The organism is Blastococcus sp. TF02A-30 (assembly GCF_003319185.1).
Lineage (GTDB): Bacteria > Actinomycetota > Actinomycetes > Mycobacteriales > Geodermatophilaceae > Blastococcus.
Window position 1 is genome coordinate 586,055 of sequence record NZ_QOHJ01000001.1, and the last position, 11,590, is coordinate 597,644.

Here is an 11,590-nt window from a genome sequence, read left to right on the forward strand (position 1 = left end):
GGGTCGGGCCGACGCGCAGCGAGGAGTGGGATCCTGGGAGCCCGCCCACTACCCAGCACACCCGAGAGGAACGCGAGCGCCCCGGTGAGTTCTGCCCAGGACGACCTGCGCGAGCGGCTCGCGACCCTCACCCTGGCCGACGAGCACCGCCTGCGCCGGCGGCTCGACGGACTGCGCAAGGTCCGCGACCCGCAGGCGCGCGCCCGCCAGCGCGAGCGCATCGAGGCCGACGTGGCCACCGCGGAGGAGCGGATCGCCCGCCGTCGCGCCGCCGTCCCGGCGATCGCCTACCCCGAGGACCTGCCGGTCAGCGCCCGCCGGGACGACATCGCCGCCGCGCTCCGCGACGCGCAGGTCGTCGTCGTGGCCGGGGAGACCGGCTCGGGCAAGACGACCCAGCTGCCCAAGATCGCGCTCGAGCTCGGCCGCGGGGTCCGGGGCCGGATCGGGCACACCCAGCCCCGGCGGATCGCCGCCCGCAGCGTGGCCGAGCGGATCGCCGAGGAGCTCGGCACGCCGCTGGGCGAGACCGTCGGCTACAAGATGCGGTTCAACGACCAGGTGTCGGACTCGACGCTGGTCAAGCTGATGACCGACGGCGTGCTGCTCGCCGAGATCGCGCACGACCGGCTGCTGCGCCAGTACGACACGATCATCCTCGACGAGGCGCACGAGCGGAGCCTCAACATCGACTTCCTGCTGGGCTACCTGGCCCAGATCCTGCCGCGGCGCCCCGACCTGAAGCTGGTCATCACCTCGGCGACGATCGACGTCGAGCGGGTGGCGGCGCACTTCAGCGGCGCACCGGTGGTCGAGGTGAGCGGGCGGACCTACCCCGTCGAGGTCCGCTACCGCCCGGTCGTCGACCCCGACGACCCGGAAGCGGACGAGGACCGGGACCAGGTCACCGCGATCCTCGACGCCGTCGACGAGCTGGTGGCCGAGGGGCCGGGCGACATCCTGGTGTTCCTCGCCGGGGAGCGGGAGATCCGCGACACCCAGGACGCGCTGGCCGACCGTGCGCTCCCGGGGACTGAGGTCGTGCCGCTCTACTCGCGGCTGTCGGCCGCCGACCAGCACAAGGTCTTCGCCCCCCACGCCGGACGGCGGATCGTGCTGGCCACGAACGTCGCCGAGACCTCGCTGACCGTGCCCGGCATCCGCTACGTCATCGACCCGGGCACCGCGCGCATCTCGCGGTACAGCCATCGCACCAAGGTGCAGCGGCTGCCGATCGAGCCGGTGAGCCAGGCCTCGGCCCGCCAGCGCTCGGGGCGCTGCGGACGGCTCGGCCCCGGCATCGCCATCCGGCTCTACACCGAGGAGGACTTCGAGAGCCGGCCGGAGTTCACCGACCCCGAGATCCTGCGCACCAACCTGGCGTCGGTGCTGCTGCAGATGGCGGCGCTGGACCTGGGCGACGTCGAGGAGTTCCCGTTCGTCGACCCGCCGGACCGCCGCGCGGTCGCCGACGGCCTGGCGCTGCTCGAGGAGCTGAACGCCCTGGACGCCGACGGGAAGCTGACGCCGACCGGCCGCTCCCTCGCCGCGCTGCCGCTGGACCCGCGCATGGCCCGGATGGTGGTCGAGGGGGACCGCCGCGGCGTGCTGGAGGAGGTCCTGGTCATCGCCGCCGGGCTCACCATCCAGGACCCGCGCGAGCGGCCGACCGAGCACCAGCAGGCCGCCGACGAGATGCACCGCCGGTTCGCCGACGAGAACTCCGACTTCCTCGCCCTGCTCAACCTGTGGCGCTACCTGGGCGAGCAGCAGGAGGCGTTGAGCGGCAACCAGTTCCGCCGCACGGTGAAGCGCGAGTTCCTGCACTACCTGCGCATCCGCGAGTGGCAGGACCTGCACGGTCAGCTGCGCGGCACGGCCCGGCGCCTCGGCATGGCGCTGAACGGCCCCGCGACCGAACCCGACGAGCGCGGCATCCACACCGCGCTGCTGGCCGGCCTGCTCTCCCACGTCGGCATGCAGGCCGAGCTGGCGAAGGGCCAGAACGGCCAGCCCGGGACGTCGCGGGACCAGCGCCGGGGAGGCCGCGAGTACCTGGGCACCCGGAACACCCGGTTCGTGATCGCGCCGGGCACGCCGCTGGTGAAGAAGCCGCCGCGCTGGGTGGTCGCCGCCGAGCTCGTGGAGACCAGTCGGCTGTTCGCCCGCACCGTGGCGCGGATAGATCCCGAGACCGTCGAGAAGCTCGCCGACCACCTGGTGAAACGGCAGTACTCCGAGCCGCGCTGGGACGAGAAGCGCGGCTCGGTCGTCGCCACCGAGCGCGTGACGCTCTACGGGCTGCCGCTCGTCGTCGGCCGGCGGGTGCAGTACGGCTCGATCGACCCCGTGCTCTCCCGGGAGCTGTTCATCCGGCACGCGCTGGTCGAGGGCCGGTGGACGACGCACCACGCGTTCTGGGCGGCGAACCAGCAGGCCCTCGAGCAGGTGGCGGAGCTCGAGGAGCGGGCTCGGCGCCGCGACATCGGGATCGACGACGAGACGCTGTTCGAGCTCTACGACGCCCGCATCCCGGCCGACGTCGTCTCCACCCGGCACTTCGACCGCTGGTGGAAGCGGGCCCGGCACGAGACCCCGGACCTGCTCACCTTCACCCCGGAGATGCTCACCAACGCCCAGGCCGCCGGCGAGGTGCGCGCGGAGGACTACCCGGACGCCGTCGAGCTCCGGCAGGGCCTCACCCTGCCGCTGTCCTACGCGTTCGCGCCGGGGGCGGCCGAGGACGGCGTCACCGTGGACGTGCCCCTGGGCGTGCTGGACGCCGTGGTCGAGCGCACCTCCGGGGAGTCGCTGGCGTTCACCGTGCCGGGGCTGCGGGAGGAGCTGGTCACCGCCCTGCTGCGCACGCTGCCCAAGCAGCTGCGCCGGGCGCTGGTGCCGATCCCGGACCGGGTCCGCGAGGTGCTGCCGCGGATCGACCCGGGCGAACCGCTGCTGCCCGCGCTGGAGCGGGAGCTGCGCCGGGCCGCCGGCGTCGTCGTCCCGCCGGACGCCTGGCAGCCGTCCCAGGTGCCCGGGCACCTGCGGGCCACCTTCCGCGTGCTGGACGACCAGCAGCGACCGCTGGCGACCGGCAAGGACCTCGCCGCGCTCAAGGCGGAGGTGGCGCCCCAGGCGCGGGCGAGCCTGGCCCGCGCCGCCTCGGAGCTGGAGCGCACCGGCCTGACCGACTGGTCGATCGGCGAGCTGCCGCGCACCGTCGAGGTCGCGCGCGGCGGCCACCTGGTGACCGCATTCCCGGCGCTGGTCGACGAGGGGGCCACCGTCGGCGTGCGCGTCGTCGCCACCGAGGTCGAGGCCACCCGGCTGACCTGGCGGGGTGCGCGGCGGCTGCTGGTGCTGGTCGCAGGCTCGCCCAGCAGGCAGGTCGTCAAGGGGCTGTCCCCGCGCACCCGGCTGGCGCTGCAGTTCAACCCGGACGGCGAGATCCCGGCGCTGGTGGACGACTGCGTGGACGCCGCCGCCGACGAGCTGATCGCCGCCGCCGGCGGCCCACCGCGCGACCCCGCCGCGTTCGCGGCCCTGGTCGCGACGGCGAAGCAGCAGCTGCTGCCGCTGACCGCGGATGCCGTGCAGAAGGTGGAGGCGGTGCTCACCCAGGCCCGGGAGGTCGCCGTCGCCATCGGTGCCGCGCCGGGACGCCGGGTGCCGGACGAGGCGATCGCCGATCTGCGCGGCCAGATGACCGGGTTGCTGCACCGGGGGTTCGTTGCGACCGCCGGCCGGCGCCGGCTGCCCGACCTGACCCGCTACCTGCGGGCGATGGCCTACCGGCTGGAGAAGCTGCCGGCCAACGCCGTCCGGGACCGGCTCTGGACCGGGCAGGTGGCCGCGGTGACGGCGGAGTACGAGCAGCTGCGCCGCCAGGTGCCGGCGACGGGTGCGCCCGACGACCCGGTGCTGCGGGTCCGCTGGATGATCGAGGAGCTGCGGGTGGGCCTGTTCGCCCAGGGCATCGGCACGCCCCGTCCGGTGTCGGAGCAGCGCGTCTACAAGGCGATCGACCAGCTCACCGGCTGAGGGGGCCGCTCCCGGTCACGGCCACTGCTCGCTGAGCTCGGGCAGCGGCTCGGCCTGCGACGGCGTCGGCGCCCGGCCGGTCCCGGACCCGTCGTCCTGGGCGCCGCGCATGAAGAGGTCCCAGAGGAAGTAGGCGGTCTCCCGCGGGCTCAGCTCGCCCTTGACCTGGTACCACTTGTAGGCCCAGTTGACCATGCCGAAGAGGGCGAAGGCGGTCAGCCGGGGATCGACCGGGCGCAGCTCGCCGGCGGCGGTACCGGCGGAGATGGTGTCCTCGATCAGCTTCCGGTACCGCACCCGGTTCTCCCGCATCTGCGCGCGCCGGTCGGGCCCCAGCTCGCGGTGGTGCTCGAAGAACATGCGCAGCGTCCCGGGCTTCTCCGCCAGGACCTCCATGTGGTCGACGACGGCCTCGAGCAGGATCTGGCTCGGCCGCAGCCCCAGCTCCACCCGTCGGATCTGCCGCTCGATCAGCGGCTGGATGAAGCTCAGGTGGATCTCGAAGAGGATCTCTTCCTTGGACTTGAAGTAGTGGTAGAGCGACGGCTTGGCCAGGCCGGCCCGCTCGGCCAGGCGCTCCATCGAGGTCTGGTGGTACCCCTCGGCCTCGAAGAGCGACGCGGCGATGGCGATCAGCTCCTCGCGCCGCCCACCCTTGCCCGGCGTGCGTCCGGCGGCGACCCCGGGGACCGGGGGCTCAGGCGTGCTCACGATCTGGGTTCGACCCTCTTCCGCGGTGTGTGACCGGGGCGGCCCGGCGCCGGGGAAATGAAACAACACAGTCTCCCCGACCGTCCAGTCGGTAGCGCTGGGGAAGCTTTGGGTTTCCACGGCTAGCCCAGCCGCCCGACCGGCCGGTCGCCCTCGCCTGGCGGTGGCAGGATCGGACGACTGATCCGTCATCCGGCTCCGATCCGGGCGGTTGTGACCCTTGACACGACTGTGAGCCAGCCGACAGAGTGCCGGTCACCCGACCGGTCGGTCGGGCGGCCAACCGTCAAAGGAGTCGGACGTGCGCCTCAGGTCCAAGTTCGGGGTAACCCTGCTCGCTGCCGCTCTGGCGGTCACCGCCTGCGGCGGTGGGGACAGCGGGGGCGGTGACGGAGGCGGCGGCAGCAGCGCCGCCGAGGCCAACCCCGACGCGGAGCTGATCTTCTTCGACGCCTCGGGCAACGAGACGCTGGACCCCGCGCACCCGCAGAACAACAGCAGCCTCTCCTACGAGTCGCTGCTCGCGATCTACGACCGGCTCATCCACCTCGACGATCAGGGCGAGCCAATCCCCGGCCTGGCGGAGGAGTGGTCCTACAACGACGACCTCACGCAGTTCACGATGACCCTGCGCGAGGGCGCCACCTTCCACGACGGCACGCCGGTCGACGCCGAGGCCGTGATCGCCAACTTCGACCGGTCGAAGGGCCTCACCGAGCCCATCGGCGCGACCATGCAGAACACCATCGACCTGCTGGCCTCCTACGAGGCCACGGACGACCGCACGGTCGTGATCCAGCTCAGCGAGCCCACCGGGCAGATGGAGTTCTGGCTGTCCGCCAACGCCGGCATGATGATCAGCCCGGCCGCGCTCACCCCCGGTGCGTACGGCGCGACCCTGGAGGCGATCGGCGCAGGCCCGTACGCGCTGGAGTCCTTCGAGTCCAACGTCGTCACCAAGATGGTCCGGTACGAGGACTACTGGGGTGGCACGGAGGGCCGGCCGGCCCGCTTCGAGAACCACTACGTGACCGACGGCCAGGCGCGGCTCAACGCCGTCCGCTCGGGCGAGGCGACCCTCGCCATCCTCGACGCCAACCAGATCCCCGAGGCCGAGGGCGCCGGGCTCGACGTCCAGGTCAACGAGCAGCTCAGCGTCTGGAACATGTACACCAACCTGTCCGGGCCGGACATCGGCGACCTGCGGGTGCGGCAGGCGATCATGCACGCCATCGACCGGCAGAGCCTCGTGGACGCGCTGACGTTCGGCAGCGGCCAGCCCACCCAGCAGCTCTTCCCGAAGGACCACCCGGTCTGGATCGAGGAGCTGGACGAGGCCTACCCGTTCGACCAGGACAAGGCCCGCGAGCTGCTGGCCGAGGCCGGCAAGGCCGACGGCGTCGACATCGACTTCCTCCTGCTGAACAACACCGAGTACCGGCAGATCGCCGAGGCCCTCCAGCAGATGCTCGCCGAGGTCGACATCCGGCTCACCTTCGAGGTCGTGGACATCTCGCAGGCCGGTGTCTTCTACCGGGACCCCGCAGACCTGCACGGCGAGGTCATGATGGCGCGCTGGGGCGGGCGCCCCGACCCGCTGCAGACCTTCCAGGAGGTCACCAGCTCGCAGGGCACCTACACCCCGGGAGGCGTCGCCAGCCCGCGGATCGACGAGCTGGTCGAGCAGGCGGCCGGGCTGACGCCGGACAACCCCGAGCGGCTCGAGGTCATCCGTGAGATCAACCGCGAGGTGGTCGAGCAGGCCGCGACCTTCCCGATCATGATCCGGTCGAACGTGTTCGCGTACTCCACCGGGTGCATCCAGAACCTCACCCCGTACCTGCCGGCCGGTGACGACCGGATGAACGACGTGACGATCAGCCGGGACTGCGCGGCCTGACGACCCCGCGTGCTCGTGCACGCACGCCGGGGGTGGGCCGGTCCCAGCCGCCGACCCACCCCCGGCCCACCCGACGTCCGTTCCCGGACCTCCTGAGGAGGACGCGTGGGCTTCCTGCGCTTCGTTGCGAAACGAGTTCTGTTCACCCTGCCCGTGCTGGCGATCGTGGCCCTGCTGACCTTCCTCATGCTGGAGCTGACCCCCGGCGACCCGGCCGTCGTGGTGGCGGGGTCCGACGCCTCACCGGAGGCCATCGAGGCCGCCCGGGAGTCCCTGGGCCTCGATCAGCCGCTGCCCCAGCGGTTCGCCGACTACGTGGGTGACGTGGTGACGGGCGACCTGGGCAACTCCTTCACCAGCGGCGTCCCGGTCCTCGAGACGATCGCCTCGCGGCTGCCCGTGTCCCTCTCGCTGACCGTCGGCGCCCTGCTGATCGGCATGGTCATCGCGCTACCGGCCGGCATCTTCGCGGCCGTGAAGTCGGGCAGCTGGCTGGACCGCTTCACCATCTTCAACACCTCGGTGGGCATGGCCTCGCCGGAGTTCTTCGTCGGGCTCCTGCTCATCCTGGCCTTCTCCCTGACCCTCGGCTGGTTCCCGGCCACCGGGTACGTGCCCTTCGCCGACGACCCCGTCGAGTGGGCCAACCGGCTGGTGCTGCCCGCCCTCACGCTCGGGGTGGGCGTCGCGGCCGAGGTGACCCGCCACGTCCGCGCCTCGATGCGCGACGTGCTGCAGCGGGACTACATCCAGACGGCGCGGGCCAAGGGCCTGTCCACGGCGTCGGTCATCGGCAAGCACGGCCTCAAGAACGCGGCCCTCCCCGTGGTGACCGTGCTCGGCCTGCAGGTCCGGCGGCTCCTGGCCGGGACGGTGATCGTCGAGCAGATCTTCGCGATGAACGGAATCGGCACGCTGGCCGTCCGGGCCGTCTTCCACCGCGACCTCCCCATGCTCCTCGGGATCGCGCTCGTGACGGCGGTGATCGTGCTGCTGGTCAACCTCGTCGTCGACCTCTCGTACGGCTACCTCGACCCGAAGGTGCGTGCCGCATGACCTCGCGACCGGAACTGCAGGCCGAGGTCCTCCAGCCGACGGGCACAGGGCCGGAGGACACCGAGGCGCCGGCGACGCCGAGCACGTTCGTCCGGCGGTTCCGCCGGAACAAGGTCGGCGTCGCCGCGCTGGCCCTGCTGGTGGTCGTCGTGCTCCTGGCCGTCTTCGCGCCCTGGATCGCCCCGCACGACCCGAACCAGGGCGAGCTCTCCCGGGCTCTCGAGGGCCCGAGCGGCGAGTACTGGTTCGGCACCGACGACCTCGGCCGCGACGTCCTGAGCCGGCTCATCCACGCCAGCCGGGTCTCGCTCGTGGCCGCCGCCCTGGCGACCGGGGTGGCGCTCCTGATCGGGCTGCCGCTCGGCCTGATCAGCGGCTACTTCGGCGGCTGGGTCGACAACGTCATCATGCGGTTCAACGACGCGCTGATGAGCTTCCCCGCGCTCATCCTCGCCGTCGTCATCGTCGGGCTGCTCGGCCCCAGCCTCACCAACGCGATGCTGGCCATCGGCATCGTCTACGCGCCGCGGATCATGCGCGTCGTCCGCGGCAGCGCCCTGTCGGTGCGCGAGGAGGTCTACGTCCTCAGCGCCAGGGCGACCGGGTGCGGGGCGCCCCGGATCATCGGCGGGCACGTGCTGCCCAACATCCTGTCCCCGCTGGTCGTCCAGACGACCATCATGCTCGGGCTCACCATCCTCGCCGAGGCGGGGCTGAGCTTCCTCGGCCTCGGCGTCCAGCCCCCGACGGCGAGCTGGGGATCGATCCTCGGCCGGGCCTTCCCCTACATGGGCCGCACGCCGACCACGGTGATCGTCGCCGGCCTGACCATCTCGGTCGTCGTGCTGGCCTTCAACCTGCTCGGTGACGCCTTCCGCGATTCCCTCGGCCGTGAGCGGCGGGACCAGTGAGGACGGAGACCAGCCCCGTGACCACGCCGGCCGTGACGGCCCCCCTGCTGCAGGTCGAGGACCTCACGGTCCAGTTCCCGACCCCCGACGGGCTGATCACCGTCGTCGACCACGTCTCGTTCACCCTCGACGCCAACCGCGTGCTGTGCATCGTGGGGGAGTCCGGGTCCGGCAAGAGCGTCACGGCGCTCTCGCTGGTCGGGCTCGTGCAGTCACGCGGCGGGCGGGTCTCCGCGGGCTCGGTGAAGTTCCGGGGGACGGAGCTGGTGGGGCAGCCGGAGAAGGCCCTGAACCGCATCCGCGGCCGCGACATCGGATTCATCTTCCAGGAGCCGATGTCCAGCCTGAACCCGGCGTTCACCGTCGGCGACCAGATCGCCGAGGTCGTCCGCCGCCACCGCAGGGCGGGCCGGAAGGAGGCCTGGGCCCGGGCCGTGGAGATGCTCGACCGCGTCGGCATCGCCTCGGCGGCGCAGCGGGCGAAGGACTACCCGCACCGCTTCTCGGGTGGCATGCGCCAGCGGGTCATGATCGCGCTGGCACTGGCCTGCGACCCGAAGCTGCTCATCGCCGACGAGCCCACGACGGCTCTGGACGTGACCATCCAGGCCCGGACGCTGGAGCTGCTCAAGACCCTCCAGCGCGAGCAGGACATGGCCGTCCTCTTCATCACCCACGACCTCGGGGTGGTCGCGGACATCGCCGACGACGTCGTGGTCATGTACGCGTCCCAGGTGGTCGAGCACGCGCCGGTGCGTGACCTGTTCCGCCGTCCGCAGCACCCGTACACCGCGGGTCTGCTCGCGGCCATGCCCCAGTCGGCCCTGGAGAACGGCAGCCCGCTCGTGGGCATCCCCGGAGTGGTGCCGCAACCGCACAGGTTGCCGTCCGGCTGCCGCTTCCACCCCCGCTGCACGCACGCCCAGGCCGGGCGCTGCACGAGCGAGCCGGTCGAGCTGCGCCGGCTCGACGGGGGCCTCGTGCGCTGCGTCCGCAGCGAGGAGCTGCGCGACCCGGCGCCCGTGCCCGGTGCGCCGGCCCCGATCGAAGGAGTGGCGGTCCAGTGACGACGACCCCCGGAGCCGGCGCGCCGAAGCTGCGCGTCGAGGATCTCGAGGTCACCTTCGACGTCGGCCGCGGCAAGAAGCTGCACGCCGTCGACGGTGTCTCGTTCCACGTGGACGAGGGGGAGACCCTCGGCCTGGTCGGTGAGTCCGGCAGCGGCAAGTCGACGACCGGCATGGCGGTGCTCCGGCTCACCGAGCCGACGGCCGGGCGGGTCCACCTCGGTGACACGGAGGTGACGGGGCTCCGCTCCCGCCGGATGCGCCCGCTGCGCAAGCGCATGCAGATCGTGTTCCAGGACCCGTACTCGTCGCTGGACCCGTCGATGACCATCGGCCAGCAGCTCGACGAGCCGCTCAAGGTGCACACCTCGCTGTCCAAGGACGAGCGCCGGGCCCGCGTCGACGAGGCGCTGGACACGGTGAAGCTGAGCACCCGCTACACCACCCGGTACCCCAACGAGTTCTCCGGAGGGCAGCGGCAGCGCATCGCGATCGCGCGGGCGATGATCCTCGACCCCGAGCTGGTGGTGCTCGACGAGCCGGTGAGCGCGCTCGACGTCTCCACGCAGAGCCAGATCGTCAACCTGCTGCTGGGCATCCAGGAGCAGGCGCGGACGTCGTTCCTCTTCATCGCCCACGACCTGGCCGTCGTCCGCCTGGTGAGCGATCGCACCGCCGTCATGTACCTGGGGCAGCTGGTGGAGACCGGCCCGAGCGCCCGCGTCTACGACGCCCCCGCGCACCCGTACACCGCGGCCCTCAACTCGGCGATCCCCATCCCCGACCCCGACCGCCAGCGCACCCGGGACCGGATCGTCCTCGGCGGCGACCAGCCCAGCCCGTTGAACCCACCGAGCGGCTGCCGGTTCCGCACCCGTTGCCCCTTCGCCATGCCGGTCTGCGCGGAGGAGGTGCCGCCGCAGCACCCCCTGGAGGGGGGCGGCTACGCGGCCTGCCACCTGCACACCCACGGCCCGGAGCTCCGCGGCGGCTCCGTCCTCCAGCTCGTCGAGGGCGGTCACCTGACCACCCCCCTGGTGTCCCGGTGACGCGCAGGGTCCACCGCCGTCGTCCCACCCCGGCCGCGGCCGGCCAGCCGAAGGAGCAGTCATGACCACCGAGGGACAGGTCGCGATCGTCACCGGCGGGGCCGGCGGCATCGGCTCGGCCGTCGCCCGCGTGCTGGCCGAGGACGGCGCGCACGTGATCTGCGTGGACCGCGACAGGGACGCGCTCGACGGGCTGGCCGAGCGGGCACAGGGCTGGGACGGCGACCTCGCCGGGCGCATCGAGGGCGTGGTCCAGGACATCGGCGACCCCGAGGGCGTCGCCGCGTGCGTGCGCGGGGTCGCCGAGCGGCACGGCCGGATCGACGTGCTGGTCAACAACGCCGGCATCTCCGGCCCGGCCCGGCCGGTGTGGGAGGTACCCACCGACTACTGGCACGACATCTTCCGGGTGCACATCCACGGCACCTTCTACTTCATGCGGGAGGTCATCCCGCACATGACCGCAGCCGGGTACGGCCGCATCGTCAACGTCACCAGTGTCGCGGGCAAGGAGGGCAACCCCAACTCCGCGGCCTACTCCGCGGCGAAGGCGGCCGCCATCGGCCTGACCAAGTCCGCCGGCAAGGAGCTGGCGCGGACCGGGGTCCTGGTCAACGCGGTGACGCCGACCGTCATCGAGACCCGCCTGGTCGAGCAGGTCACCCCCTCGTTCCACGAGTACCTGGTCAGCAAGATCCCGATGGGCCGGATCGGCCAGCCCGCCGAGGTCGCCGAGCTGGTCCGTTTCCTCGCCTCCCCCCGCGTGAGCTTCTCGACGGGGGCGGTCTTCGACATCAGCGGTGGCCGGGCCACCTACTGATGCCCGTCCCCTGCACGTCCAGTCGAGAGGTGGTC

8 protein-coding genes are annotated in these 11,590 nt (G+C 72.4%); 7 read left to right on the forward strand and 1 reads right to left on the reverse strand.

Features of this window, described 5'->3' with window-relative positions; all coding sequences use genetic code 11:
* The first annotated feature begins 84 nt into the window (after nucleotides 1-84).
* Nucleotides 85-4,041, forward strand: coding sequence for an ATP-dependent RNA helicase HrpA (gene hrpA / locus DQ241_RS02790; RefSeq protein ID WP_113828596.1), 3,957 nt, complete (start codon nucleotides 85-87; stop codon nucleotides 4,039-4,041).
* Between the two features lie 15 nt (nucleotides 4,042-4,056).
* Here hrpA and DQ241_RS02795 read toward each other — a convergent pair whose 3' ends face one another.
* Entirely contained in the window at nucleotides 4,057-4,752 is a 696-nt protein-coding gene (locus DQ241_RS02795) for a TetR/AcrR family transcriptional regulator (protein WP_158545861.1), read from the reverse strand.
* A 301-nt stretch (nucleotides 4,753-5,053) separates the two neighbouring features.
* On the opposite strand from DQ241_RS02795, the gene DQ241_RS02800 reads away from it, so the two are divergent.
* From DQ241_RS02800 to DQ241_RS02825, 6 genes are all read left to right on the forward strand, one after another.
* Complete coding sequence (locus DQ241_RS02800; RefSeq protein ID WP_113828598.1) at nucleotides 5,054-6,652, forward strand: ABC transporter substrate-binding protein; 1,599 nt, start codon at nucleotides 5,054-5,056, stop codon at nucleotides 6,650-6,652.
* A gap of 105 nt (nucleotides 6,653-6,757) precedes the next feature.
* Nucleotides 6,758-7,708, forward strand: coding sequence for an ABC transporter permease (locus DQ241_RS02805; protein WP_147252318.1), 951 nt, complete (start codon nucleotides 6,758-6,760; stop codon nucleotides 7,706-7,708).
* The gene (locus DQ241_RS02810) at nucleotides 7,705-8,619 is read left to right on the forward strand and encodes an ABC transporter permease (protein WP_113828600.1); all 915 of its coding nucleotides are present in this window, start codon (nucleotides 7,705-7,707) and stop codon (nucleotides 8,617-8,619) included. Before DQ241_RS02805 ends, DQ241_RS02810 begins: the two co-directional genes overlap by 4 nt.
* Before the next feature lie 17 nt (nucleotides 8,620-8,636).
* On the forward strand, nucleotides 8,637-9,686 hold the full coding sequence (locus tag DQ241_RS02815) for an ABC transporter ATP-binding protein (protein ID WP_199584002.1): 1,050 nt from the start codon (nucleotides 8,637-8,639) through the stop codon (nucleotides 9,684-9,686).
* Nucleotides 9,683-10,735 (forward strand): ABC transporter ATP-binding protein, encoded by a 1,053-nt coding sequence (locus tag DQ241_RS02820; RefSeq protein ID WP_199584005.1) that lies wholly within the window; start codon nucleotides 9,683-9,685, stop codon nucleotides 10,733-10,735. Before DQ241_RS02815 ends, DQ241_RS02820 begins: the two co-directional genes overlap by 4 nt.
* 61 nt (nucleotides 10,736-10,796) lie before the next feature.
* Nucleotides 10,797-11,555: an SDR family NAD(P)-dependent oxidoreductase gene (locus DQ241_RS02825; protein WP_113828601.1), complete on the forward strand. Its 759-nt coding sequence runs from the start codon at nucleotides 10,797-10,799 to the stop codon at nucleotides 11,553-11,555.
* Nucleotides 11,556-11,590: the final 35 nt, after the last annotated feature.